The sequence below is a fragment of the Vreelandella sp. 162(4c) genome (genome assembly GCF_058152265.1).
The window spans coordinates 2,985,049-3,009,308 of record NZ_CM176981.1 but is presented as its reverse complement, the minus strand read 5'-3'; the positions used below and the strand labels follow the sequence as shown (position 1 = coordinate 3,009,308).

25 protein-coding genes and 1 pseudogene are annotated in these 24,260 nt (G+C 53.4%); 10 read left to right on the top strand and 16 right to left on the bottom strand.

Annotation, left to right across the window (positions count from 1 at the left end; genetic code table 11):
* Positions 1-52: 52 nt before the first annotated feature.
* From sctV to AC4EYZ_RS13910, 7 genes are all read right to left on the bottom strand, one after another.
* Complete coding sequence (sctV, locus tag AC4EYZ_RS13940; protein ID WP_474193170.1) at positions 53-2,221, bottom strand: type III secretion system export apparatus subunit SctV; 2,169 nt, start codon at positions 2,219-2,221, stop codon at positions 53-55.
* Positions 2,218-2,580 carry a type III secretion apparatus assembly chaperone SctY gene (sctY, locus tag AC4EYZ_RS13935; RefSeq protein WP_474193169.1) on the bottom strand — a complete coding sequence of 121 codons (363 nt, stop codon included), beginning with the start codon at positions 2,578-2,580 and terminating at the stop codon, positions 2,218-2,220. The genes sctV and sctY overlap by 4 nt, the downstream gene beginning before the upstream one ends.
* Positions 2,577-2,990, bottom strand: coding sequence for a hypothetical protein (locus tag AC4EYZ_RS13930; protein WP_027958386.1), 414 nt, complete (start codon positions 2,988-2,990; stop codon positions 2,577-2,579). Before AC4EYZ_RS13930 ends, sctY begins: the two co-directional genes overlap by 4 nt.
* Before the next feature lie 16 nt (positions 2,991-3,006).
* On the bottom strand, positions 3,007-3,963 hold the full coding sequence (locus AC4EYZ_RS13925) for a SctD/MshK family protein (protein WP_027958387.1): 957 nt from the start codon (positions 3,961-3,963) through the stop codon (positions 3,007-3,009).
* A 170-nt stretch (positions 3,964-4,133) separates the two neighbouring features.
* The gene (locus AC4EYZ_RS13920; protein WP_162836275.1) at positions 4,134-4,301 is read right to left on the bottom strand and encodes a hypothetical protein; all 168 of its coding nucleotides are present in this window, start codon (positions 4,299-4,301) and stop codon (positions 4,134-4,136) included.
* 319 nt (positions 4,302-4,620) lie between these two features.
* Positions 4,621-5,298: a DsbA family protein gene (locus tag AC4EYZ_RS13915; protein WP_474191858.1), complete on the bottom strand. Its 678-nt coding sequence runs from the start codon at positions 5,296-5,298 to the stop codon at positions 4,621-4,623.
* 101 nt (positions 5,299-5,399) lie between these two features.
* The gene (locus tag AC4EYZ_RS13910; RefSeq protein ID WP_190374384.1) at positions 5,400-6,314 is read right to left on the bottom strand and encodes a cation diffusion facilitator family transporter; all 915 of its coding nucleotides are present in this window, start codon (positions 6,312-6,314) and stop codon (positions 5,400-5,402) included.
* A 240-nt stretch (positions 6,315-6,554) separates the two neighbouring features.
* On the opposite strand from AC4EYZ_RS13910, the gene AC4EYZ_RS13905 reads away from it, so the two are divergent.
* Entirely contained in the window at positions 6,555-7,409 is an 855-nt protein-coding gene (locus AC4EYZ_RS13905) for a sensor domain-containing diguanylate cyclase (RefSeq protein ID WP_027958389.1), read from the top strand.
* 245 nt (positions 7,410-7,654) lie between these two features.
* On the opposite strand, the gene AC4EYZ_RS13900 is transcribed toward AC4EYZ_RS13905, so the two are convergent.
* The 5 genes from AC4EYZ_RS13900 to AC4EYZ_RS13880 form a co-directional block, all read right to left on the bottom strand.
* Entirely contained in the window at positions 7,655-8,650 is a 996-nt protein-coding gene (locus tag AC4EYZ_RS13900) for an isoaspartyl peptidase/L-asparaginase family protein (RefSeq protein ID WP_027958390.1), read from the bottom strand.
* Entirely contained in the window at positions 8,647-9,444 is a 798-nt protein-coding gene (locus AC4EYZ_RS13895) for an amino acid ABC transporter ATP-binding protein (protein ID WP_027958391.1), read from the bottom strand. Before AC4EYZ_RS13895 ends, AC4EYZ_RS13900 begins: the two co-directional genes overlap by 4 nt.
* Positions 9,441-10,541, bottom strand: coding sequence for an amino acid ABC transporter permease (locus AC4EYZ_RS13890; RefSeq protein WP_474191859.1), 1,101 nt, complete (start codon positions 10,539-10,541; stop codon positions 9,441-9,443). The genes AC4EYZ_RS13895 and AC4EYZ_RS13890 overlap by 4 nt, the downstream gene beginning before the upstream one ends.
* 9 nt (positions 10,542-10,550) lie before the next feature.
* Complete coding sequence (locus AC4EYZ_RS13885; RefSeq protein WP_474191860.1) at positions 10,551-11,651, bottom strand: amino acid ABC transporter permease; 1,101 nt, start codon at positions 11,649-11,651, stop codon at positions 10,551-10,553.
* A gap of 188 nt (positions 11,652-11,839) precedes the next feature.
* Positions 11,840-12,874, bottom strand: coding sequence for an amino acid ABC transporter substrate-binding protein (locus AC4EYZ_RS13880; RefSeq protein ID WP_009286732.1), 1,035 nt, complete (start codon positions 12,872-12,874; stop codon positions 11,840-11,842).
* Between the two features lie 293 nt (positions 12,875-13,167).
* Here AC4EYZ_RS13880 and AC4EYZ_RS13875 point away from each other — a divergent pair, with 293 nt between their 5' ends.
* Entirely contained in the window at positions 13,168-14,046 is an 879-nt protein-coding gene (locus AC4EYZ_RS13875; RefSeq protein ID WP_081742569.1) for a LysR family transcriptional regulator, read from the top strand.
* On the opposite strand, the pseudogene AC4EYZ_RS13870 reads toward AC4EYZ_RS13875, so the two are convergent.
* Positions 14,045-14,417: pseudogene (locus AC4EYZ_RS13870) on the bottom strand (integrase core domain-containing protein); the annotation flags it as partial. The gene AC4EYZ_RS13875 and the pseudogene AC4EYZ_RS13870 overlap by 2 nt on opposite strands.
* Before the next feature lie 395 nt (positions 14,418-14,812).
* Between AC4EYZ_RS13870 and AC4EYZ_RS13865 the strand changes: the two are divergent.
* On the top strand, positions 14,813-15,298 hold the full coding sequence (locus tag AC4EYZ_RS13865) for a hypothetical protein (RefSeq protein ID WP_342584209.1): 486 nt from the start codon (positions 14,813-14,815) through the stop codon (positions 15,296-15,298).
* Between the two features lie 127 nt (positions 15,299-15,425).
* Here the strand turns inward: AC4EYZ_RS13865 and AC4EYZ_RS13860 are convergent, their stop codons facing one another.
* Positions 15,426-15,818, bottom strand: coding sequence for a histone-like nucleoid-structuring protein, MvaT/MvaU family (locus tag AC4EYZ_RS13860; protein ID WP_027958395.1), 393 nt, complete (start codon positions 15,816-15,818; stop codon positions 15,426-15,428).
* 427 nt (positions 15,819-16,245) lie between these two features.
* Positions 16,246-16,464: a hypothetical protein gene (locus AC4EYZ_RS13855; protein ID WP_490203829.1), complete on the bottom strand. Its 219-nt coding sequence runs from the start codon at positions 16,462-16,464 to the stop codon at positions 16,246-16,248.
* 211 nt (positions 16,465-16,675) lie between these two features.
* Between AC4EYZ_RS13855 and AC4EYZ_RS13850 the strand changes: the two genes are divergently transcribed.
* Entirely contained in the window at positions 16,676-16,864 is a 189-nt protein-coding gene (locus AC4EYZ_RS13850) for a hypothetical protein (protein ID WP_039857510.1), read from the top strand.
* 79 nt (positions 16,865-16,943) lie between these two features.
* Here the strand turns inward: AC4EYZ_RS13850 and AC4EYZ_RS13845 are convergent, their stop codons facing one another.
* The gene (locus AC4EYZ_RS13845) at positions 16,944-17,828 is read right to left on the bottom strand and encodes a LysR family transcriptional regulator (protein WP_041157235.1); all 885 of its coding nucleotides are present in this window, start codon (positions 17,826-17,828) and stop codon (positions 16,944-16,946) included.
* Positions 17,829-17,989: 161 nt separating this feature from the next.
* On the opposite strand from AC4EYZ_RS13845, the gene AC4EYZ_RS13840 reads away from it, so the two are divergent.
* From AC4EYZ_RS13840 to AC4EYZ_RS13815, 6 genes are all read left to right on the top strand, one after another.
* Entirely contained in the window at positions 17,990-18,967 is a 978-nt protein-coding gene (locus AC4EYZ_RS13840) for a hydroxyacid dehydrogenase (RefSeq protein ID WP_223828072.1), read from the top strand.
* 42 nt (positions 18,968-19,009) lie between these two features.
* Positions 19,010-19,690: an RraA family protein gene (locus AC4EYZ_RS13835; protein WP_138800734.1), complete on the top strand. Its 681-nt coding sequence runs from the start codon at positions 19,010-19,012 to the stop codon at positions 19,688-19,690.
* A gap of 2 nt (positions 19,691-19,692) precedes the next feature.
* Entirely contained in the window at positions 19,693-20,949 is a 1,257-nt protein-coding gene (locus AC4EYZ_RS13830; RefSeq protein ID WP_474191726.1) for an MFS transporter, read from the top strand.
* Positions 20,950-21,431: 482 nt separating this feature from the next.
* A complete protein-coding gene (gene dctP, locus AC4EYZ_RS13825; protein ID WP_200890205.1) occupies positions 21,432-22,415 on the top strand; it encodes a TRAP transporter substrate-binding protein DctP in 984 nt (327 codons plus the stop codon).
* A 23-nt stretch (positions 22,416-22,438) separates the two neighbouring features.
* Entirely contained in the window at positions 22,439-22,963 is a 525-nt protein-coding gene (locus tag AC4EYZ_RS13820) for a TRAP transporter small permease (protein WP_039857514.1), read from the top strand.
* On the top strand, positions 22,963-24,258 hold the full coding sequence (locus AC4EYZ_RS13815) for a TRAP transporter large permease (RefSeq protein ID WP_190374380.1): 1,296 nt from the start codon (positions 22,963-22,965) through the stop codon (positions 24,256-24,258). Before AC4EYZ_RS13820 ends, AC4EYZ_RS13815 begins: the two co-directional genes overlap by 1 nt.
* Positions 24,259-24,260: the final 2 nt, after the last annotated feature.

Below are 24,260 nucleotides of genomic sequence, written 5' to 3'. Positions count from 1 at the left end.
TTTGCATGGGTGCTGAATCATCGACGCACGGCGCCATTGTTTCGCAAGCGTGTTACAACTTGGCGGTTGTTTCCGTTTCCCGGCGTGGAACCGGTTTGGGCAGGCGTATCTGAGCAATTGCTTGCAGGCTGAATTCCGGTGCGATCTCCTGCCAGGCCATGACCGGAAGATCGATATCGTGCTGCTTTAGCCACTGCTGCAGCGCGGCACGCACGTCGCTTGCCGCTACCACCACTGGCTGAAGGTCGCTATCGAGCGCCTCAAGCTGCTGCTGGAACCAGCCGTTCAAGGCCCGCGAAAGCGGTGCCGGCATGCCGCTACGGACGGGCTGATTCTCACTATTTCGCTGGGCGGTACGCAGAGCCTCTTCCAATGGCCGGGTCGCGATCCAGGCAGGCAGAACCCGATCGCTGCGGGCATGGCGGTGACTGATCTGCCGCGCCATGGCAATGCGTATGCGGTCGCTCAGCCGAGCGCTGCTCGATTCTTGCGGCCCCCAGGCCACTATGGCTTCAAGAATAGTGCGCATGGCGCGTACCGGAACGCCCTCACTGACCAGGCGACGTAAAATATCGGCAATTTTCTGTAGCGATACCACGCGAACGGCCTCGGTCACCAGCTCGGCATAGTGTGTTTCCATCTTGTAAAGCAGGGCACGCGCCTCTTGAATCCCCACGAACTCCCCGGCGTAACGCGTTAGCGTGCGTTCAAGACAGCGCACCAGCACTTGATCCAGCGTGCGATAGCGAATCCCGGCTTCTGTCAGCGCTGAAGTCGCCTCATCGGCAAGCCATTGCCAACTACCGCGACCAACGAGCGCAGGCAGGGTGAAGGGCGTCAACTCAAGCAGCTCCAACACATCGGCATCGTCGTCGAGCAGTATTGAAGAGTCGGGTAGTTCACCGTTGAGCACCGGCACTTCATCCAGCTCAATGGCGAAGCGCTGGTCGGTGAAGGCGGGTTCCAGGCGTAGTCCGACCTGTGGAATGGCGATTCCCAGACCGCGTTCAACGCCTTCGCGGGTGGCCTGAACACTTTCACGCAGCCTGTCGAGTGATAACTTATCCACAAGCCCCGCAGCCAGGCAGAGCATAACGCGGTACTGGCGTGGGTCGTCATCGGCGGCATTGGACGGTGCTGCCTCGTTCACCGCCTCGTTCACGGCGTTGGTCTCAGTAGCTGGGGTCGCGGTAATAACCTCGGCTTGCGCTGCTTGCTCCGTCTCGGCATCGGCCGTCTGGCGACGGCGATGCAGGAAAAAGGCAGCTAAGCCCAGCAATGCTGACAACGTCAGAAAGACGGTCGATGGGAAACCCGGTACGAAGGCCGCGCAGAACAGCACCGCCGACGTCAAACCAAGTGCCTTGGCGTTGCTGCCAAGCTGGCCGACAATCTCACTGCCCAAATCGCTGGCGTTATCGGAGCTAACGCGGGTCACCACGGTACCCGCGCCAACCGAAATCAGTAATGCAGGGATCAGTGCGATCAGGCCGTCGCCGACGGTCAACAGCGAATAGGTTTCCACCGCCGTGCCGAAGGGCATGTCGTGCTTGAGCATGCCGATCGACAGCCCACCGATAAGATTGACGAACAGAATCACCAAACCAGCAATGGCATCGCCCTTAACAAACTTCATCGCCCCATCCATGGCACCGTAGAGCTGGCTCTCGCTCTCCAGCAGCGAGCGTCTGCGACGGGCTTCAGCGGGTTCGATGTCGCCGTTTCTCATGTCGTTATCGATGCTCATCTGCTTGCCGGGCATGGCATCGAGTGTAAAACGCGCCGCCACTTCCGCTACGCGCTCCGAGCCCTTGGTAATCACCAGGAACTGGGCCACCGTAATGATCAGGAAAACCACCATGCCGATGACCACTTCGCCAGCGATAACGAAATTGCCGAAGGCGGAAACGATTTGGCCGGCGTCACCCTCTAGCAGAATCAGTCGAGTAGTGGAGATCGAAAGCGCCAACCGGAACAGTGTGGCAAGCAGAATGATTGGCGGCAGTGAGGAGAATTCGACCGGGTGCGAGATATAGAATGCCACCACTAGAATCAGCAGGCTGAAACCGATATTGATACCAATCAGCGTGTCGACCATCGCCGTCGGCAGCGGGATGATCATCATCACTACTGCAAGCACCATGAAAACAGCGATGATCACGTCACTGCGCTGGGACGCCTGACGAGCCAGGGTATTGAGACGGCCGAGGAGCTTGTTCATGTTACGGTCTCTCCCTGCCGGGATTCCGGGTGACGCCGCTGCTCAAGATACTCTCGCCATAGGCGACGAGCGGTATCATGCTCACCGTTGACCCAGTGGGCGCGGCTACGCAAGAGTTGCATGGCGTCATCCTGTTCACCGGCGGCCTCGAGCCGGTCGAGCACATTGAGCGCACGCTGACCGTTGCCGCTGGCAAGGAACCCCTGGCACAGCGCCTGCAGCACGCCGGTGTGATTCGGTGCCATGCGTGTCGCGATAAGCAGCAATATCAACCCGCGCTGTACCTGACCACTTTTGAGATAGAGGTGTCCCATCAAATGCAGTAGGTCGACGGCATCGCGATCAGCGGTATCGCTCATGGCACGCTCTCCTGATCGGCGATGTTGTCCAGCGGCAGCGCGCTTGCTTCACTCATCCGCCCTTCCCATGCCTGGCGCCAATCAATCTCTTCACCGATCACCTCCTTCGCCAACGCCATGATCTCATCATCGGCGTCCAGCGAAGGTAGAACGTTGTCAGCTACGTGTTGGAGCAGCTCGATGCTGCGAAGGTTAGCGTAGCTGGCAGGATCAATGGCCTCCGGGCGTGCGAGTGCTTCGAGGCGCTCAGTCCACGCCGGGCGGTTTGAGCCACGTTGCCGGGCTTCGCTGGCAGCGTGTGTGAACGTATCGTCCTGCTGCGGCGGTTTCTCAACGACGCTAGGCTTGACGGGATCAATGCCAGCGACGTGATAACGATCCCTTGGAACAAGACGATCAGTGATCTTCATAGCGATATACGCCGGATTATAGTGTCAGGGCGAACTGGTCATCGCCACGGCTCAACAGCACTCGATCCGTTTCGATAGCGGAAATAACCCAGCCAGACGACAGCGACGCGCCTGGATAGAGGCGCTGTCCACGAGCGTCGATCACGTACGGGTTCTTGCCTAACCATACGGCCTGCAACTGCAGGTCGGGTCGAACCGGGGCCTCGCGCTGTTTGACTTCATTCAGCAATACATTATGGCTGCCGTAATGTTGGTCGAACCAACGCTGTGTGGCATTCCAAGCGCCCACCTGGTCGGGGTCGTAGTGACCGGAGACGCTGATATAGTCGCCACTGTCGGCAACCTCCAGCGATGCAAGCCCGGCTTCCGCCAGGCGCTCACGCAGTGCTTGAACCGGGCTCGGGCGAACCTCATCCATCACTGGGGGAGTACTCTGAGCAGTGTCCATCATGTGCTGCTCATCGAGCATTGCCGTGACTGGATGATAGCCAATGTTGGCGTCGGCTTGATTGACATCGATGAACTCATAGAAAGCCAGTACTCCCAGCGTTACGACTAGTGCGGCAAGCGTGGCACTGCGATTTAGCCACTTACGCCAACGCACAGGAACTGTCGGCAGCCCAGGGAATATGGCAGGCGCTGGGGGGCGTGAAAGCTCGAGTGCCACGTCGTTGAAATGGAGCTTCGCTGGCAATTCACAGCGCAAACCAGTGCCCTGGCTGACACTACGACCATTAATGGTGATGTCGCCACCAAGCGCCTCGATAGCGATATAACGACCATAGAATCTCAACACAATATGGTGTGGCGCAGTGCCCGGATCGCCGAGCATGACATCAGTAGAATCGTCGCTACCGATACAGCAGACCGGCTCAGTGAGCGTAATGGAGGCACCACGATGCAAGCCTGCGATAACCTTGAGCGTCGTAACGGCTTCGCGTACCGACGCTGAAGCTGAGGTGAATAAAGTCATATACTTAACTCGCCGTGTCGTACGAAGCTTGGAGGGGCTCTTCCGTCGAATGTCTCGATACAGGGGCATTCATCCGGGCGAGGTTTTGAAATCTCTACCGTCCAGGAATGCGTGGACAGGAAACGACAACAAGGCCGCGAGCGGCTGACGCCGCCCGCGACTTCCGAGCATCAGTTTTGCGGACGCTGCTTGGTAGCGTCGAGCTCGGTTTTCTTCTCTGTCGTGACTTTGGTGATTTCTGCGGACTTCTCGATCGCCTGATCGAACACTGCTTTCATGTCGGCGATTGCGGAATCAGCACCGCCACCCGCATTGTCTACTGAGGGAGTATCGGCCATTTTACTGCTCCTTAATCCAGAGAGATGTCGTTCGAATGATGCGCCTATGACGCCAAAGCTGAAGCCGTTCGATCGTTCTTTCGACGTTGTTTCGTAAGGAGGAAGACGATCCAACATTAAGCAGATTGCGGGTATTAAGTGACGAGGCGATGTCAGTAAAATGAAAGTTGAATGATTTGCCTTATTGTCTTGTGGCGAATACAACGCCGATTGGACAGTCAATTTGGCCGCGTTTACCCCAAAAATAGGTGCTCTCGCCAACCGCCCTCGACCAGCGCGGGGCTTAAACTCATAAGCCCCATCAGCAGTCAGCGCTGATTCATTGGGATTTTTCCTCTTCAGATATCTCCTCGACTTCACTCTTTACGACATCAATCAGCTCCTGCATACCAAAGGGTTCTAGCAGCTCACCGTTGACAAAAAAGGTTGGCGTCTGGCGAATCTGATTCGTTTTGACGTCTGCCATGTCTTGGTCAATCACCGCTTGCACTTCAGCTGAGTTGAGTTGCTCCTCAGCGGCAGCTCGGTCAAGACCGGCTTGGCTGGCAATCTCCAAGATAGCTGATTCATCGAAACGGCCATGAGATGCCCATTGATCCTGACGAGAGAGCAGAGCTTCGAGTACCGGTTCGAATACGTCCTGGTGTCGAGCGACTTCCAGCACGCGTATGGCCGTATCAGAAACCTCACCGTGGAAAGGGGTGTAGCGCACGATTAGCTGCACTTGCTCAGGATAGGTCTCCAGAATACTTTTGGTGAGAGGATAGAAAGCACGGCAGGCTTCGCAGGCCGGGTCGAAAAATTCCACAATGGTGACAGGTGCCCCTTTCGGCCCCAGGATCGGTGAGTGTGAACGCACCAAGGAGCTCTCGGCCTGTCCAGCATCCTCACTCGCCGCCTCAGCTTGCATGCCCAACAGTGCAGGTTTCGATACCACCACGATGGCAGCTGTCAGCATCAACGTACCCGCAAGCATAAAAGTCGCTTTTTTGAACATTTTTCTCTCTCGATTTCAGTGATTATTTGGCAATTTAGGCCAAGATTTGATTGCACAAACCAAGCTAAATGACTGCCTATGTAGACCAGCGTTAGCATGTATTATTCATGCCCATAAAGGTTGGCATCCTGATGTGCGTGATCAATATGCTCAAACTCTAAGCTGGAATGGACAATGTTGAAGCGCGTTTTTAACTGCTCTTTGATCTCTGTCTTAATCGACTCAAGCTGCTGCCAGCCTGCTTCCGTAATGACCACGTGGCAGTCAAGGGCGGCCATGTTTTCCTGCATCTGCCATAGGTGCACATGATGAATATCGTGGACACTTTCGACACCACGCACGGCTTCAATGACGAGTTGACCGTTAATATCTGGGGGAGAGCCCAGCATCAGTGTACGGATAGGCCCCCCAATCTCCGAAAAGGCGAGGTAAAGGATATACAGAGCAATACCTATCGTAATCGCAGGGTCTACCCAGCGCATGTCGTAGAGCAGAATTAATGAACCGCCGATAATCACAGCGATGGAGGCGAACGCATCAGACAGGTTATGCAGAAAAAGGGCGCGAATATTGACGCTACCTTTTTGCATTGACCAAGTAAGCATGGCGGTGAGGGCATCGACAACAAGAGCGACGCCACCGATGATAACGACCAACCAACCCTGGATCTCTGGCGGTTCAATCATGCGCATGGCGCCTTCGTAAATCAGATAGAGGCCAACGAGAATGAGCGTAGTGTAGTTAATCAGTGCTGCCACTATCTCGATTCGGCCATAGCCGAAGGTCATTTGCGCATCGGCGGGCCGTCTTGCGATCTTGCGCGCAGCAAAGGCAATAACAAGCGCTGCCATATCAGAAAAATTATGCAGCGCATCAGCGATCAGCGAGAGGCTGCCCGCCATAATACCGCCGACGATCTGGGCGATGGTTAATAAGCCATTTGCCCAAATGGAAATACTGACACGTCGGTCGCCAGAGGCAGGATCAATGTGGGGATGATCATGATGATGTCCCATATATAAACCTCGTTAAGTTTTTTCATTCCCGGTACTATAAAACCTCTAGTAACTAAAGCTTCAACCCCTGAATGTCGTCCGTTGGCACTCGCCCCGGGAGGGCAAAGCCTACCCTGGCGATGGCCGATACGCGCTTGTCATTACGGGAGTGACCTTTCCCCCAAAATTTCCAGAATTCTTTATCGTCCACTTCGCGATTGCTCTATAGTCGAGGAACGCTAACCGGATTATCCCTTGTCTATGACCGTTGACCTGCAAGCCCTTTACCCCAAACTGATTCACCTGATGCTGGACACCGTCTTCGTGGTCGATAAAGACAACCAGATCGTCTTCGTGAGTGATGCCTGTGAGTCGCTGCTCGGTTACCTTCCTCAAGAGTTGATCGGCACTCTAATCACGAACTACATGCACCCTGACGATTTAGCCGCAACGCGGGACTCCATTGTTCGTGTGATGAGCGGTAAGCCCCATATTGATTACCGCAACCGCTATATCCGCAAAGACGGCGGTATCGTGCATATCCTGTGGTCTGCCCGCTGGTACGAAGCAGAGGAAGTGCGGGTCGGTGTAGCGCGCAACGTCACAGCGCTTATGCAGGCCGAGGAAGAGTTACGCTACCTCGCCCACCATGATCCACTGACAAAGTTGACCAACCGAGCGCTCTTCTATGACCGCCTTACCTTGGGCCTGAGCATGGCCCATCGCTATCAGAACAACCTGGCATTGCTATTTCTGGATATTAACGACTTCAAAAGCATCAACGATATTCATGGACATGCGGCGGGTGACCGGGTGCTCTGCACGGTAGCAAGACGATTGGAAGGCTGTGTACGCGAGACGGACACGGTGGCCCGCATGGGCGGTGATGAATTCACGGTGCTGTTAACGGACATCAAGTCAGCGCACGCTGTGACAGAAAAGGTGGAACAGATTCTCACGGTCATGAACGAGCCACTAGGCGCTGAATTCGGCGAGGTCAAAATGCCATCCTGCAGCATCGGCGTGGCCTGCTACCCCGCCGACGGGGAAGACGCCGATACCCTGCTGAGCCGTGCTGACAGCCATATGTATCAGATCAAAAGGCGCAGCCGTTAGCGGGTGATGAACCACCGAAGGAGATCGACTACAACAAGCAGCGGCGGCAGAGATGATCAGCCCGGAGGCTTTTGAAGCCCGGATAATCGCTTAAACCAATGTCTATCGTTGCTGGAGAAGAATGACAGAGCAAAGGACTGAGGAACGAACACCGTAGGTGCTTCACTTATTGATTGAGTTCCAGATTATAGCCAAGATGGTAGGAAGCCATTGGCTTCCCAACCTCTTTTTCCCTTAATATCCGATTAGCCATGCACTCGGTCGTCTTCTGCATAAATCGCAGTGTGAAGCTGACCGTAATCATCCCTCCACGCCCGATACATGCCAGGTGTATTGAAGCTCAACTGGGTTTTTCCATTCGGTGACACGGCGATAACGCCACCCTGTCCTCCTAACGTTTTTAGCTCCTGATGGACGACTTCGTCACAGGCCCTATGAAGATCGCGGCCAGCAAAGCGCATGCGGGCGGCTATGTCATGCCCTACTACAGCACGCATGAAGTATTCACCGTGCCCTGTCGCCGATATCGCTGCACTACGGTCGTCTGCCCAAGTGCCCGCGCCAATAATCGGCGTGTCGCCTATACGTGAGTAACGTTTATTAGTGATGCCGCCGGTCGATGTGGCGGCTGCGACATGACCATGGCTATCAAGAGCAACAGCCCCTACGGTGCCAAATTTATGTCCCGAGTTATCATTTACCACAGTTTCTTCAATATGGTGATCAGCGTGGCTTGGTTCGAGACTGGGGGCTGTTGAGCTAGAGCGGTTGCCCTGCCATTGACGACGGCGTAGCTCGGTATCAAACCAATCATTGGCTACTTGAGGCTGATTCTGCTCACGCAAGAAACGATCGGCGCCTTCTCCAGCCAACATGACATGATCACTGTGCTCCATAACAGCACGAGCTCCACGGATCGGATTACGGACATAATGAGCACCCGCAATGGCACCTGCACTCCGATCAGCTCCGTTCATTATAGCAGCATCCATTTCATGAATGCCGTCTGCAGTGAACACAGCACCTTTGCCTGCGTTGAACCAGGAACACTCTTCTAGCGACACGACACAGGCCTCAACTGCATCCAGACTGGTGCCACCTGCTGCCAGTATCCGGTGGCCAGCATCAATAGCTTGGCGCAAGGCCTCATGAATCGCGTCCTCATCCTGAGGCGACAACAAGCCGGGGGTTAGCACACCGGCGCCACCGTGAATCGCAATGGCGATAGGGGGCTTATTCATGCAGCAGTTACTCCATGGTCGAGAATCTGTGTCAGGAATCGCTTGGTACGGGCTGACTGAGGGGTATCAAAGAACTGCTGCGGTGGAGCTTCTTCAACGATTTCGCCCTGATCCATAAAGACAACACGGTCGGCGACGCGCCGCGCGAACCCCATTTCATGAGTGACGCACAGCATGGTCATGCCATCATTGGCAAGATCCACCATTACCTCCAGTACTTCAGCAATCATTTCGGGATCTAGTGCCGAAGTAGGTTCGTCAAAGAGCATTATTTTTGGCCGCATACACAATGCTCGAGCTATAGCGATACGCTGCTGCTGGCCACCTGAGAGTTGGCCAGGATATTTATTGGCGTGCTCTCGCATCTGAACACGATCCAGAAGAGACAGCGCATACTCAATCGCCTCCGCCTGGGGAACCCTCAAATTCGCAGTTTGAGGCAGCGTACAATTCTTGAGTACGCTCAAGTGGGGAAAAAGATTGAAATGCTGAAAACACATCCCGACGTTGCGCCGGATCCGTTGCAGGCGCTTACGGTTTTCATCCAGCGTTTCTCCTAGCACGGTCAGAGACCCTTGCTGATGCCGTTCCAACTGATTGACGCAGCGAATCAACGTTGATTTTCCAGACCCCGAAGGCCCACAAACCACAATACGCTCGCCACTGGTTACCTTGAGAGAGATGTTTTTTAGCGCGTGGAAGTCGCCATACCACTTGTTGAGATTGTCGATGCTAATCGCAGTAGTGTCGTGGTTAGCTGATACTGTGCTGCTGAATTGGGATGCAGTACTCATGAGCGACTCTTTTCCATTTGTTTTTCCAAATGTCGCGCGTAGCGAGACAACGTGAAGCAGATCGTAAAAAAGAATAAGGCTAGGAAGAGGTAGACCTCATGCTCGAGTCCGAGCCATTCAGGAGCTGCTGTGGTACTCATCGCGATACCGACGACATCAAGCACGCCGACCACCACGACGAGGGTGGTTTCTTTGAAGAGACCAATGAACTGGGTAAGCAATGGAGGTATGGTGTTACGTAAGACCTGCGGCAGAATGATCAGCCCCATCGTTTTCCAATAGGAAAAACCCAGGGCTTTTGCGGCTTCATATTGCCCACTTGGCATGCCCTGCAGGCCGCCACGAATGGTTTCTGCCATATAGGCCGCAGTGAACATAATCAACACGATCAGCACGCGCAGGAAAATGTCGATGGTCATCCCTTCGGGGAATAGCAGTTGGATCATGAGCGACGCCATAAACAGCAGCGTGATCACCGGTACCGAGCGCACGAGCTCGATATAAAGTACTGAAAGTAGTTTGATCACCGGCTTATTAGAGCGTCGACCGAGGGCAAGCAGAATCCCCATCGGCAGAGCGAATAGCATGCCGATTACGCCAAGAAATACGGTAACCAGAATCCCTGCAAATTTCGTTGAGGAGACCTCGGGCAGGCCAATACCACCCTTTAGAAGCCACCACATCAAAAACGGAAGAACGATTAGGTATCCCAACACCCAGCGGCGATCAATTTGCTTGATATACAGCAAAGGCAAGATTGCCGCTGCTAGACCGAACGCGATATTGACGCGCCAAATTTCGGTATCAGGATAAAACCCATAGACAAATAGCTCGATACGTTGTGTCACTGGTAGCCAGCAGGCTCCGCCACCGACACAATCGGCCTTGCTGTCGCCAACAAAGGTAGCGGAGAACAGCAACCAATCCAGTGCGAGCGGAGTGAACCATACCAATAGCGCCAATGTGATCAGGCTCAAACAAGACTGAAATGGAGTAGGGAAGAGTTGCGTCTTGATCCATCGAGTCACTTGATGCCCCAAAGGATGGTGAGGTGGTACTTGTACACTGCTATGACTTTGTGTAGCTGATACGGTCATCATCGCTCCTTAACCGTGGGTGCGCAGGCTGATGCGGTAGTTGTAAATATTCATCAGCAGCGATGTAATGAGGCTAATAGCGCAGTAGGTAGCCATCACTAAGGCAATGCATTCGATCGCCTGGCCAGTCTGGTTAAGCGTTGTGCCTCCCGTGGCAGACACTAACTCCATGTAGCCTACGACCACGCCCAAAGAAGAATTCTTAATGATATTGAGGTAGGTGCTGGTGACTTGGGGAACCATCGGGTAAATTGCTTGGGGCACGATCAGACGCAGCATGGTAGGCATTTCAGAGAAGCCTAAGGCGCTGGCTGCTTCGTACTGGCCGCGTGAAACAGACTGAATCGAGCCCCGCACGATCTCGGCAATATAGCTCGCGCTATAAAAGGAGAGCGCTAACCACAGAGCCAGTAGCTCGGGTGGTAAGTTGACCCCACCTGCAAAGCCAAAACCTCGCGAAACCGGCACATCCCATTGCCAGGAACTACCAGTAAAGAGGTATACGAGTATCGGAACTGCGATGGCACCGGCCAATATCGCTGGCCACACTGGAGGGCCAAATCCCTTCCATTGTAAACCTGCTCGATAACGTGCAATCAGTGCGTAACCGAGGACAGCGCCTCCGATGATAGACACAACTCCCCAGCCGACTAAAGAACCATCGGATGCCCATGCAACGGTCAACCCACGGTTGCTAAGAAAGGCAACATCCTGAAAAGAGATCGCTTGGCGAACATTAGGGAGGGCCAGCATAAGCCCGTACCACCAAATCAAATGCACAATGAGTGGCACGTTTCTGAGGAACTCAACTGCTAGGTGACTAAGACGCCCAAGCAGCCAATTTTCAGAAACGCGGCATACACCAAGGAAGACACCAATAATCGTCGCGAAAACAATACTCAATACTGAAACAAGTAATGTGTTGAGAAGCCCTACTGCATAAGCACGCAAATAGGTATCATTCGGGCTATAGTCAATCAGTTGGAAGCTAATCGCATAGCCAGCCCGCTCTTGAAGAAAACCGAATCCCGAGGCGATGCCTAAAGCATCAATATTCGCACTGGCATTAGTGATCAGCACATAGAAAGCAACAGCAACAACGGCTAACACAATACACTGCTGTAATGCGCTTAGTACGCGGGCGTTATGAACAATCTTGGTCCACATAAGTGTTACCTGTTGTTAGGCCATGTGATGACGAAATAGCAGTTGAGACATGAGAGGCAAGACAAGGGCGGCCTGATAGCCTTATTGTTCGAACGCCCCAGTCAGTCAATGCCTACTAAGTAGACACAGAGTTATCGAACGGGAGCAGCGTATAGGATGCCATCATCGCTCCACAGACGATTAAGCCCGCGCTCGAAATTCAGTGGAGTATCGGGACCGACATTGCGATTGAAGATCTCTTCATAGTTCCCGACCTGTTTGATGGCTTGGTATGCCCATGCATCATCCAGCCCGAACTTCTCTCCAATATGACCATCGCTGCCAAGCAGCCGCGCAACGTTGGGGTTGTCAGAATTATTGCGCATTTCTTCGACATTCTCTGACGTCACGTCGAGCTCTTCAGCATTCATCAATGCGAAGGCTGTCCAGGTAACAATATCGCGCCATTGAGCATCACCCTGAGGGACATAAGCACCCAAAGGCTCCTTTGAGATGGTTTCGGGTAGAAGGGTAAAGGCATCTGGATCAGCAAACTGTGTTCGCCTTGACGCAAGGCCACTCATATCGTTGGTGATGGCATCACAGCGGCCATGCTGAAAGGCGTTATACAATTCAGTGCTCTTCTCGATCACCACAGAGCTATAACTCATGTCGCGACGACCAAAGTAATCCTCAAGATTTTGCTCGGAGGTAGTGCCGGGAGAAAGGCAGAAGACAGCCCCATCGAGCTCTTCGATAGTGCTAACACCGAAGTCGGCATGCGTCATTACACCTTGGCCGTCATAAAACCAAGGTGTTGTGAAATCAACCCCGAGGTTGGCGTCACGCGAAGCTGTCCAGGTAGTAGCGCGAGCCAGCACATCCACCTCGCCTGAGGCGAGTGCAGTAAATCGGTTTTTCGCCGTAGTGATCACGAAATCGACCTTACTGGCATCACCGAGTACCGCTGCGGCCACGCTGCGACAGAGATCGACATCCATCCCACCCCATTCACCGTCATCTGTTAGATGAGAGAAACCTGCCTTATCGCTGCTGACACCACAGCGCAGTGTGTCGCGGGATTTCACATCTTCGAGCAGACTTGCTTGAACGCTGCCCATCATGGAGATACCAACACTTAGAACACTGTAGACTGCGCATTTTTTCAATAAGAGTGGTTTTTTCATATCTTTATCCTTGTTTCGTCAAGATTTTAATCTGACTTATTATTGATATTGCTTTGTTTCTTCTCAATAACTCTACTCCCCCTAAGAATCGGTCGCGAGTGCTGACTGATCGCCATTCTTGCACCCAGTATCTAATATACGGATAGTCTAATATTAAAGATGCCCGCTAATCTGGCACACTAGCTACCAGTTCCAGTGCAGTTCTCAAGTAATATTGGTTAGCAATTTTATTGAACTTCCGCATATGGCTTACAAACAGAGACTGCTATCCCTAAGGTCTATCTGGAGACGACATGGACATTACTTGGTACCAAGATTTTCTAGCACTTGCGGAAACGGGCAAGTTCACAGCTGCTGCAAGCTTAAGGCAATGTTCACAATCTACTTTAAGTCGCAGAATTCAGTTGCTGGAAAATCACCTAGCCACACAGCTTTTTGATCGACGTGTCACACCTATTCGCCTGACCCCATCTGGTAAAGCGCTCACGCCTACTGCGTCTGAGTTAGTACGGCTTTCTCAAGAATGCGAACAGAGTGTAAGAGTACTTGACCACCCTTTGACCTTTGCATCGTTGCATACGCTTGCCTGCAACTTCTTTCCACAATGGATATCTCAGTACTCCACTCTAGACGAACCATTATTTACACGGATCGATACAGGGCATAAAAGTACCGAGAATTATTACATGTCACTTGTGTCTGGGCGCAGCGACTTTATTCTGTTCTACCGTGACACTGAATCGGAGCGGTATTTTCAGCGCGATGACTTTGAAGTGCTCTCGCTAGGAACAGAAGAGCTTTATTGGGTAGGCACACCGGAGATGGCCAAATTGTGCCAACAGTCTCATGGCACTATTCCTTGGCTCACTTATGCCAGATCGGCTCAATTACATGAATTATCGCGACCTCAAGTAGCTCGGCATCCTGAACCAAATCGCCTAAAAAGAACCTTCGAAGCTACTGTATCAGAAGCGCTCAAGCCTATGGTTTCGTTAGGGATGGGCATCGCCTGTATGCCACATAACATGATAGCTCCTCTAGTCGAGGAAGGCCGGTTGGTTAGACTATACCCCGATATGCCCTCGAATCATTTAGAGATAATTTTGGTGAGATGGCTAGGTAATCATGATGCAACTGCTGATACTTTCTGGAAGCGTCTTAGCAGCAATTAGTATCGATGACGACCTTGGCGTGATGAGGGCTGGTGAACCAACGCTCGTTCAGACATTCATCTCGAAACCGCCCGTTGAACGATGCGATGTGGGCGTTATGATTGATTTTTCCAGACTCAATTAAAAACAGTGCAACGTCACGCTGATGAGCCCACGTCAACATAGCGCGCCCACAGAATTCCTTTCCATCATCTGTACGAATGGTGCTAGATGGCCCACGCTACACAGCCAGTTGATCCAGAATCTGCGTTAATGACAGCCCATAGCATGCTCGGGCACGATGGCCATGCTTCAGGGGTATCGTCGTCGACAACGGTTAAGTTCTTTATCCCTCGTACTTCAGCGGTACGGTCAAATACAAAATCTATTGATCAGACCTGATCAAAGCACAAGAACCTACGAACAGCCATTACGGCTTTATACTACTGCGATAGGGTAGCTATCAGATTACAACCCGTGTGAGGCTTAGCATCTACATCCCCCAGTACCACCGAGGAGAATCACTGCATTAGTAAAGTTAAATTTGCGAGCCCGCTCACTACCACTAATATTAGAAGGCGCCGTCCGAATCACGGCACGGAACTGGGGTATTGTGGTTGCTTGCTGGGGTAGGTGCCCATAGGCCTGCACCCACATGACATGAATTGCTTTAGAGCACTCTATCGGGCAGCAGAGGAAAACCTCTATAGCCTATGTGGTCATCAGTCGCCCTACGCTTATGCTCGGCTTCTAGTTGAGCGGAGCTAAAAAATAAAGGGAAATGGGAATGTTAAAAAACAGCTATTTAATCTCTCGTTCGACCGCCACGGCTCTTTCTCTGCTGCTATCGTCTTCTGCTTGGGCGGATGAAGTGTACAGCGAGACAGCAACCGGTATGGTCGAAGCCGCTGTTCAAGCGATCTGCGAGGGTGATAAAGAAAGACATCTTTCAATGCACCAGCGGAAAATTGAACCCGATCTCTATTATGAGGAAAAATTCTCTGCCTTCCATACAGCATGCAGAGATAACGGTATAGCAGATATTGAAACGACATCTGATTTTGATGATGCATTAATGCAAGAGCAAAAGCGTCGATTTCACATTGATGCAAACATCGTCATGGGAGACGGGTCTGTGTACGCAACCACGTTTCGAGTGATTTGGGGGTCGTTCAACGTGCCAGAGGGTAGCAACTCAGTCGAGGCGTGGAGATTGGGCGGCCTTAGTAGAGTAGAAGTACCTATCCTCAGGGAAGACCTGTCGCGAAATTAACGGATGGCTGATGGACTTACTCGTAGCACATCGCTTAAATAATTTTTCGCTCACTGAGCGGGCTCAGTGAGCGTTTTAAAGGGTAACTTTGCCAAGCTGGCGTTGTCACCACTAATAAAAATTAGTCTTATTGCGCGATTTCTTTCACAACCCAACTGACCACTTCTTCATTACCAAATTCAGCCTTCCACTCCTGGATAACTTTGTGATTCCCGCCACGGGTTTCTACTACCTCACCAGTGTGTGGGTTCTTGTATACCTTCAAGGGACGTTTTTTACGCCCATCTGTGCTGCTGGTGCTTACCTTTCCAGCTTTTGCTGGTTTAGAGCGGTAAGATGGGTCAAGCATTTCACATACGTCGCGCGCTAATTTTCCGTGCTCAGTCATAAGTGCTTGTAGTCTTTCTTTGAATTCAAGCTCTGCTTTTAGCTCACTGTTGTTTTCCAGCGCTTGCAGCTCTTCCTGCAGCTGCTTTAACATCTGTTCTTTTTTGAGATAGTTACTCAGTACCGACGCCATAGTCTAAATTCCTATATTTTTAAAATTTAAGGTAACCCTTAAACATATATCTTACGCATTATAGCTTTAATATAGCCATTGAGAAAAGGAAAGCTCAATTTTGATCACTGGGTATGGGGCGCGCCAGTTGGCCACACCCCAAAAAGGGCCTGCGAGAAATCGCAGGCCCCTCTTAAAAGTGGGGACGCTGGAGCCAAAGGTAACCAGCCTCCTAATCGTTATCCGGTAGTGAGAGTGTCCCACTAAGACTCTATCCACGCTAGTTGCAACTCCCCAGTGCCAAATGCTGGGAATACTACTAGGAAGTTGCCAATGCATTCCACAAAGTTGTGGGGTGTATCACTCTCCTACTCAAAGTATCGGTAAAACCGTTGAATCCCTATATTCGAGCCATACCCGTTTAAGCGTCCTGCTCTCGGGACAGGGCTCATTTCGGAGCATGCTTCAAAGCGATCAGCAGCGTGGGAACACCGATGAGCGCCGAAATAGACATGACCGACCAGGGATCAAAATGGTCAACGATAACTCCTCCGACCAATGCGCCTGCTGCAATCGCGCCGTTATAGGCGGAAACGTAGAGCGAAGATGGCGCTTCGGGACCGTTAAGGTGTGCGGCAGCCTTAAACACCCACGTCTGCATCAGCACCGGCAAGGCCGTGTAGGCCGCCCCCAGACCAGAAGCAGAGCGATAGCAAGCGCATGGTTCGTACCTGCGAAACTCAGCGCGGCGAGACTGCCGATCAGCAGCACCATTGTCGCGAAAAGTGTGGGTCGGTAACCGAGTGACATGATTGGAGCAATGCCGAAATTACTGATCAGTCCCGCGGCTCCATAGGCAAGCAGCAGGCCGCCAATCCATGCTCCCTGTTAGCCACAATGTGGACAGCTTTGGTTATCGCACAGACATGCTCCCCAAAGGGCTGGATATCAACAAAGAGAGCTGGAGCTGGTTGATGGGCATAAGCGTTAATATCAAAGTGCTTGCGCCAGGTAAGTGGCCAGTAACCCTAAAGGCGAATGCGGCCCAGGTGATCGCGCATTACTAGGGCCTGTTGACGTTTCATCAGCGTAGCGGGGACGGCTCGGGCAAGTGCGATATTGTATCTACGACTTCCGTAATGACGGCTATTCTCGATAAACACCAAACTCTCCCGCAACTTCCGCCAGCTTATTGTGTAACGCTGTCAGTAGCTCGGCCTTGGCCGAACTGGCGCGATGGATCATGCCAATTTGTCTGAAGACTTGGGGCTCACCGAACGGCAATGTCAGCATGTCGCGACCGTTCTCGCGCACCGCGACATTTGGCACGATGCTGGCACCAAGGCCCGCGGCCACGCACTCCACGATGGCTGGCACGGTGTCGATCTCAGCGATGTCCTGCACCGCTATGCCTAGCCGGGCCAGCTCGTTGTTGATCATTGCGCCCAGCGGCACGTTACTGCCAAAGCGCACGAAGGGCAACGTTTCCAGCAACTGCTGAACCGGCATCGGCGGTGTTCCGGGCGGCGCTATCACCACTAACGGCTCGCGTATGAACGGCGACCACAAGAGATCGCGCGACACGCCGGAGTGCTCGGCGACCACCGCCACATCCAGCCGGTCGGCGTTGACATCACTGATCAGCGTCGAAGACATGCCCACTCGTAGGTTTACGTTCAGCTCGGGGAACTCCTGTCGCAGTGCCACGATGGCACGTGGCAGTAGGCCGATAGTACTGGTGCGCACCGAGCCAATATTGAGCGTACCCGTTATCTGCTTCCCGGACAGAACGCCACGCGTTTCATCCACCAAGGCCAGAATCTGTTTAGCCGTTTCAAGCATTTTCAGCCCCTGGAGGTTGAGGCTAGGAGGGCGGGAGTCACGATTGAACAGCTTGGTATCCAGTTCCTGCTCAAGCGAATGGACCTGTTGGCTAACAGCGGAAGGGGTCAAATTTACAATCAAGGCCGCCCGCGCGAATGTGCCATGCTCAGCGATCGCTACGAATGTTCGTAGTTGGCGAGTGTCCATAAACCCTCCTTAAATGAAGAAATGCTTAACATAAAGGCAAATTTTATTCGCTTTTGTATAAAAAATCTTCCTGTATTCTAAAAATCAATTCGAAAGCAGTCGCCTGTGATGCTACGCCGATCAGTGTCCGGCTGCCCTCGTTACAACAGGGAGGATCTGATTTGGCACTACAACCTTTGATTCTAATAACAGGCCCCGACCTTGCCCCCACTGCAAAGCAAATGGCCGAAGACGCTGGCTATACCCTTGTTCACACACCCCCCTATCCATCTGAGGAGGTACTCGCTGACTTCCTCAAACAGTACGACCCGGTTGGGGTCGTGTCTCGAATGGGGCAATTTGGTGCCGGTGCTGTCGCAGCAGGGAAATCGCTGCGCGTTATCTCCAAGCATGGCGCAGGCGTCGACAATATCGACATCGATGCAGCAACCCAACATGGTATCCAAGTCATCCGGGCGGCAGGTGGCAATGCAGTTTCTGTTGCGGAACACACGGTTGCTCTAATGTTCTCGACGATCAAACGTTTGCTGCCACTGGATGCAGGCATGCGGGCAGGACGCTGGGAAAAGGCGGGATTCCTCGGTCGAGAATTATCCGGCATGCGTTTAGGTCTAGTGGGTGGCGGCGCCATCGCTGCCGCCGTAGCGAAGCTGGTGAAAGGCATGGATCTCGACGTGCTCGTCTACGACCCCTATGCCTCGGTGGACGCCATCGAAGCTATGGGCGCACGCCGCGCCGAACGCATCGAGGACCTGCTCCGCCAATCGGACATCGTCAGCCTGCACTGCCCCCTTACCGAAAGCAATACGCACATGCTTAACGCCGCGATGCTCGCCCTGATGCCGGCCGACAGCTACGTCATCAATACTTCTCGGGGTGGTCTGATCGACGAGGCGGCCCTGCTTGCCGCCCTAGAGAGTGGGCATATCGCAGGCGCAGGACTAGACACTTTCGAACAGGAGCCGCCATTGGACGTGAACGCTCTGGCCGCGTCTGAGCGAGTCATTCTCACGCCCCATATCGCAGGCGTCACCAAAGAAGCTGGCAAGCGCGTCGGCGAACTGGCGGTAAGCGGTATCGTGGACTTCCTCGCTGGAGAAACCCTACCGAAAGCCCGCTTGGTCAACACCCTAGCCTGAACGCACCATCTTTAATGTTGAGTCACATGACGGAGTAATGCCATGACAGTCGGAAATAGAGTTCTTCAGCGCCAGCGCCGTGTCGACGACGACCTCGTTAAGGCGTTCGCAGTACTGCCCGTAGCGGTGGTCAGCGATAGCATGTCCCGCGTCTTCGCCGGTGGCCCAGACCTTCGCCCGATGCATCGCGCTGGCAATTTAGCCGGGGTCGCCCTTACTGTTCGTACGCGCCCCGGTGATAACCTGATGCTGCACAAGGCCATCGACATGGCCCAGCCCGGTGACGTCATCGTCTGCGATGCCGGAGGGGACACCACCAATGCCCTGATGGGTGAGTTAATGCTGGCTTACGCGGTCAAGAAAGGCGTTGCGGGTTTCGTGCTCAACGGTGCGCTGCGCGACCTGGACGGCTTTCGCGATACCAACCTGCCGACCTTCGCCGTGGGCGTCACGCATCGCGGCCCATACAAAAACGGGCCAGGTGAGATCAATACTCCGATCAACCTTGGCGGGATGGTTATCGAGCCGGGCGACCTAATTCTGGGTGACGCCGATGGCGTGCTGGCCGTTCCCTACGCTGATGCCGAGACAGTGCTAAAAGCCGCCCAAGCGAAACAGGCCTCCGAAGAGAAGCAAATGGTCGCCATACATACTGGCGAGAACGACCGCACCTGGGTCGATAAGGCTTTGGAAATGACGGGCTGCAGCCTCCTGCGAGGCTGAGTTTGCACCTGCCCAAAGCCGCCGCCCCGCTGGCAAACGCTCGGCTTCGCGCGTACTTGGCGGGTAACGCGGCTTCGGCTGTTGGCACCTGGGCGCAACGTGTGGTGCTGCTATGGCTCGCCTGGGAGATGACACAGTCGAGCTTCATGCTAGGGCTAATGGCAATGGCGGACCTGCTGCCATCAATGGTCGTGGCTCCCTTTGCAGGCACATTGGTCGATAGACAAGACAAAATTCGCCTAGCCCTGTGGCTGCAGCTTCTCTCAATAGCGCCGCCTTGCATTATGCTGATTGCCATAATGGCCGAGCTTGTCAGCCCGACAATGTTGCTAATCGTGGCTGGATTAACTGGCATCCTGAACGGATTCGATCATCCAACGCGTATGGTCGTTGTCGGTAGCATCGTCCCTAAAGAAGATGTGCCTGGAGCGATAACGATCAACTCCATGGTGTTTAACCTTGCGCGGATGTTAGGTCCAGCCGCCGCCGGCATGGCGCTAACGCTGGAAGCACTTTGGTCGGTCTTCTTATTTAACACAATTAGCTATTTGCTCTTTGCACTGATACTAGCGCGGCTTTCCCAATCAGAAAATACTAACCAAAGGCGAGGGTCTGAGGGACTGGAAGGGTCGACGGAAGGCAAACTCAGCCACTCAACATGGTCAGCGGTAATACATGCACTGACTGGACATCACAAGCTCTTGCTGCTGTTCTTCGCCCTTCTAGCGCTATGTTATAGGCCTATTTTCGAATTATTACCGGCTTTTGCCGGTCAGGTCGTTATTGGAGAAGCAGCAAGAGCAAAGGCCTTCTCTTTGATGGCATCAGCTCAAGGGCTCGGTGCGATAGGCGGTGGGTTGATGACCTCCTTCTTACTAACAAAAGGCTCTCCTCTCTCACTGGCCATAGGCTTCGGACTATCGGCAATATTGGCATGCGGATTATTTCTGATTAGCCATGTGTTATGGGCAGGATTATTAACCCTCGCCTGTTTGTCAGGAGCCATCCTGGCCAATGGTGTGTGTACGCAAGTTGTTCTGCAGACACAGGTGCCAGAGTCGGTGAGAGGAAAAGTGCTGTCACTCTATACAATGATCTTTCGAGGCCTACCAGCGATGGGGGCTATGGTAGCCGGACTAATCGCCGAGAATACATCCAACCGCGTCATCTTCGGCTTGAGCAGCCTACCAATAGTAGCAATGTTGCTTGTGCTGCTAGTGGCTCTAAACAAGGATCGAAAAAAGCTGAGTGACTCATAGCCCTTGAATCTGCAGAAGACTTCAAATCAATAACGTTCATAGATACGTTACTATTATGGGTTACTAGATAATCTGTAAAACCTCATCATTTTCCTCTTTTGATACAGATTGGCGGAGTTCGATTCGGCGCGCTTCCCGTTCCAAGATTGTCTCCCCCCCGATACAGTCGTATAGGTTGATATCGTCTCAGGTACGTTTGCATCTTTTTGCTACGCCATGCCAATAAACTACCACTAAAGCGGCATATACAAGTCTATAAAAACACGAATTTTTAATAAAGAAATTCTTCATACTTCTTCAAGAAAAACGCGCTTTATACAGAAACTCTTTTCATGTTCCACTTCTGCTAGAAACACGCTTACCAATGGCTTAGATGCCCGTGGTTCGCGTCTTTTCGATCATAGATCAACATCTAACAACATGCGCTGTACCGCCAGTTCCTCGAACGGTAGAGACATAACAACGATTAATGAGGTATCGATATGAAAGCCTTCAAGCCCTCTTTGGTAACTAGCCTACTCATCATGGGTATAGCCACGACAGGTGCTGCTCAAGCCGCTGATTGGACCGGCTACACCTATTCGTCGGTTTCCACTACCGCGGCAGTAAAGGGAATGCAGCGCATCATAGACCGTACTGAAGCTGAAACCGAAGACCTGTCGATCACGCTGCATTTGGGAAAGACACTGCAGATTGCCTCCAGCGATATTACCCAGGCGGTCGGTAATGGCTTTATCGATTTCTCGGCTGATCTCTTTTTTTCCGGCAATGTGCCCATAGCGCGTATCCTCAATCTGCCAATGCTGATCCAGAACGATGAGGAGTGGGATAAAGCCTACGCGGCCATGTCTCCCTATCTCACGCAAGGCTTCGCCGAGCAGGATGTTACCTTTCTGGGCGCTTATCGCTACCCTCAACAAGTCATTTTCACCTCGTTCGAGATCGACTCCCTCGACGATCTCGAAAGTCATAAGATCCGCGTGACCTCGCCCGAGCAGGGTGCCTTCGTCGAGGCCTTCGGGGGCTCACCGATCACCCTATCCGGCTCCGAGGTTCCAACTGCCCTGGAGCGCGGCGTAATTGATGGTGTGCTAACAGCCAGTGCGGGCGGTGCAAAAAACTGGCACGAGTTCCTCGACTACAACTACCGATTACCGGTGAACTACGCCTATAGCGCCATTATCGCCAATACCAACGCCTACGAGTCCCTGAACGAAGCCGATCGCGAAACCTTCGCCACCATCATCAGAGAGGAGGCTTCTAACATCACCGAGGCCTTCCTTCTAGACGAGCAGGCCCAAAAGGAATCTCAGGGGGACGCTGGCATGACCATTGTTGAAGCAAGTGACGCAGAGATCGTCAAGGCCCAGGAAGCCCTCGCCCCCTTCTGGCAGGAATGGGCCAGCGAAGCCGGTCCTGAGCATGAACAGGCACTGCAGGATGTGCTCACAGCGCTCGGCAAGTAATTGATCTTTCAGAGGATCTCAACATGTCTGCCTCCCAACATGAAACAAGAAAAGGGCCGGCCTCCGCCGGCCCCATCTTTGACGTACTCTCCGCTATTGTGCGCATTCTCGCTAGCGCTGGGCTAATAACGCTAACGGTATTGGTCGTCGCCGAGATCGGATCACGGTTGCTTTTCAACAGTTCCCTACATGTAGTGGAGGAGCTCTCCGGCTACTTGGTTATCGCCACCACTCTGTTCGGCGCTAGCCTAGCAATCAGGAACAATGCATTGTTTCAGGTCGGTTTTATATACGAAACCTTGCCGCCTCGGGTCAGACAGGTGCTTGGTCTGGTGTACGTCGCGCTAGCCATGGGCATCTGCGGTGTGCTCGCCTGGCACTCCTTCCTGCTCGTCATGAGTTCGTTCGCACGCGGCAACGTGGCGCCCACCGCCCTGATGACACCGCTTTGGATCCCGCAGATGCTGCTGCCTGTGGGCCTGTCCGTGATGACCCTATTCCTGTTAGAACGTGCCTTGCTGCAACTAGGCATCGGAGGACAGCGCTGATGGATGCAATCATTGCCTTTTCCGTCTTGCTGCTACTGATCCTAGGCGGTCTTTGGGTGCATTTCGCTGTAGGAGCCGCGGCCCTTGGGTATCTTTGGCTGATGAAGGGATTTGCTGGCTGGAATGCCCTTGGAATGGTTAGCTGGGGGGCATCCAACAGCTTCACTCTAGCCGCCATTCCGCTGTTCATCTTGATGGCGGAAATCCTGCTCGGCAGCGGCCTGAGTGGCCGTCTCTATAACGGCATCGCACCCTTCATGCGCCGCCTGCCGGGCGGACTGCTACATACCAACATCATAGGCAGCGGCATCTTCGCCGCCGTCGCTGGCGGCAGCGCTCCCACAGCCGCAGCCATGTCGACTGTAGCCCTGCCAGCCCTATCCGCACGGGGCTACCAGAAGCGTATCATCGCAGGCTCACTGGCCGCCGGTGGCACCCTGGGCATATTGATTCCACCCTCGATCACCATGATCATCTACGCCACCTTCACCGAAACCTCCATCGCCAAGCTGTTCGCGGCCGGGCTGGTGCCCGGTATCCTGCTGGCTGGCTGCTATAGCCTGTTTATTGCCGCGCGCTCGCTACTCAACCCCTCGCTGGTGCCACGCGACACCACCCAGTTGCGGCTTTCCGATTACCTGAAGGCGGCGCTGGATGTCGTGCCATTCATGATATTGATCAGCTTCGTACTGGGCAGTATCTATTCGGGCATCGCTACGCCTACCGAGGCCGGTGCTGTTGGCGTAGTTGGGGCAGTAGTGATCGCTGCCGCCTACCGCAGGCTCAGCTTGAGCATATTGCGCAAAGCCATCTCACGTACCCTGGTGATGAGCGGCAATGTTCTGTTTATCGTCTTCATTTCGATGATTTTCGCCTACGCCACCGCGCTATCCGGCGTCGGCGAGGATCTGGTTAGCTGGGTGTCCGAGGCGGACATGTCGCCGTTCGTTTTTCTAATGATCTTGCTGGTCACCTTCGCCATCCTCGGCTGCTTTATGGAAGGTCTAGGCATGATCGCGATCATTGTACCGGTCATCTTTCCAGTGCTGATGGCGATGAATATCGACCCAGTGTGGTTTGGCGTGTTCGTGGTCATCCTGGTCGAGCTCGGCCAACTGACGCCGCCACTGGGCATTATCCTGTTCGTGGTCGCCAGTTCGGACCCCACCGTTAAAGTCGAAGACGTCGTCATGGGTGTGCTGCCCTTCTTCCTGATCATCCTGGCCTTCCTGGTTCTGCTGATCTGGTTCCCCGATATCGCCCTGTGGCTCCCAACCACGACCTTTGGAGGTTGAAC

Excerpts from the sequence above, each read along its gene's own strand:
- AC4EYZ_RS13875 (WP_081742569.1), top strand. The coding sequence starts at position 13,168 with ATGGACATTACTTGGTACCAAGATTTTCTAGCACTTGCGGAAACGGGC.
- AC4EYZ_RS13865 (WP_342584209.1), top strand. The coding sequence starts at position 14,813 with ATGTTAAAAAACAGCTATTTAATCTCTCGTTCGACCGCCACGGCTCTT.
- sctV (WP_474193170.1), bottom strand. The coding sequence starts at position 2,221 with ATGAACAAGCTCCTCGGCCGTCTCAATACCCTGGCTCGTCAGGCGTCC.
- AC4EYZ_RS13820 (WP_039857514.1), top strand. The coding sequence starts at position 22,439 with ATGTCTGCCTCCCAACATGAAACAAGAAAAGGGCCGGCCTCCGCCGGC.
- AC4EYZ_RS13925 (WP_027958387.1), bottom strand. The coding sequence starts at position 3,963 with ATGACTTTATTCACCTCAGCTTCAGCGTCGGTACGCGAAGCCGTTACG.
- AC4EYZ_RS13880 (WP_009286732.1), bottom strand. The coding sequence starts at position 12,874 with ATGAAAAAACCACTCTTATTGAAAAAATGCGCAGTCTACAGTGTTCTA.
- AC4EYZ_RS13850 (WP_039857510.1), top strand. The coding sequence starts at position 16,676 with ATGCTCCCTGTTAGCCACAATGTGGACAGCTTTGGTTATCGCACAGAC.
- AC4EYZ_RS13930 (WP_027958386.1), bottom strand. The coding sequence starts at position 2,990 with ATGAAGATCACTGATCGTCTTGTTCCAAGGGATCGTTATCACGTCGCT.
- AC4EYZ_RS13845 (WP_041157235.1), bottom strand. The coding sequence starts at position 17,828 with ATGGACACTCGCCAACTACGAACATTCGTAGCGATCGCTGAGCATGGC.
- AC4EYZ_RS13890 (WP_474191859.1), bottom strand. The coding sequence starts at position 10,541 with ATGACCGTATCAGCTACACAAAGTCATAGCAGTGTACAAGTACCACCT.
- AC4EYZ_RS13915 (WP_474191858.1), bottom strand. The coding sequence starts at position 5,298 with ATGTTCAAAAAAGCGACTTTTATGCTTGCGGGTACGTTGATGCTGACA.
- AC4EYZ_RS13910 (WP_190374384.1), bottom strand. The coding sequence starts at position 6,314 with ATGGGACATCATCATGATCATCCCCACATTGATCCTGCCTCTGGCGAC.
- AC4EYZ_RS13895 (WP_027958391.1), bottom strand. The coding sequence starts at position 9,444 with ATGAGTACTGCATCCCAATTCAGCAGCACAGTATCAGCTAACCACGAC.
- AC4EYZ_RS13905 (WP_027958389.1), top strand. The coding sequence starts at position 6,555 with ATGACCGTTGACCTGCAAGCCCTTTACCCCAAACTGATTCACCTGATG.
- AC4EYZ_RS13815 (WP_190374380.1), top strand. The coding sequence starts at position 22,963 with ATGGATGCAATCATTGCCTTTTCCGTCTTGCTGCTACTGATCCTAGGC.
- AC4EYZ_RS13920 (WP_162836275.1), bottom strand. The coding sequence starts at position 4,301 with ATGGCCGATACTCCCTCAGTAGACAATGCGGGTGGCGGTGCTGATTCC.
- sctY (WP_474193169.1), bottom strand. The coding sequence starts at position 2,580 with ATGAGCGATACCGCTGATCGCGATGCCGTCGACCTACTGCATTTGATG.
- dctP (WP_200890205.1), top strand. The coding sequence starts at position 21,432 with ATGAAAGCCTTCAAGCCCTCTTTGGTAACTAGCCTACTCATCATGGGT.
- AC4EYZ_RS13900 (WP_027958390.1), bottom strand. The coding sequence starts at position 8,650 with ATGAATAAGCCCCCTATCGCCATTGCGATTCACGGTGGCGCCGGTGTG.
- AC4EYZ_RS13860 (WP_027958395.1), bottom strand. The coding sequence starts at position 15,818 with ATGGCGTCGGTACTGAGTAACTATCTCAAAAAAGAACAGATGTTAAAG.
- AC4EYZ_RS13835 (WP_138800734.1), top strand. The coding sequence starts at position 19,010 with ATGACAGTCGGAAATAGAGTTCTTCAGCGCCAGCGCCGTGTCGACGAC.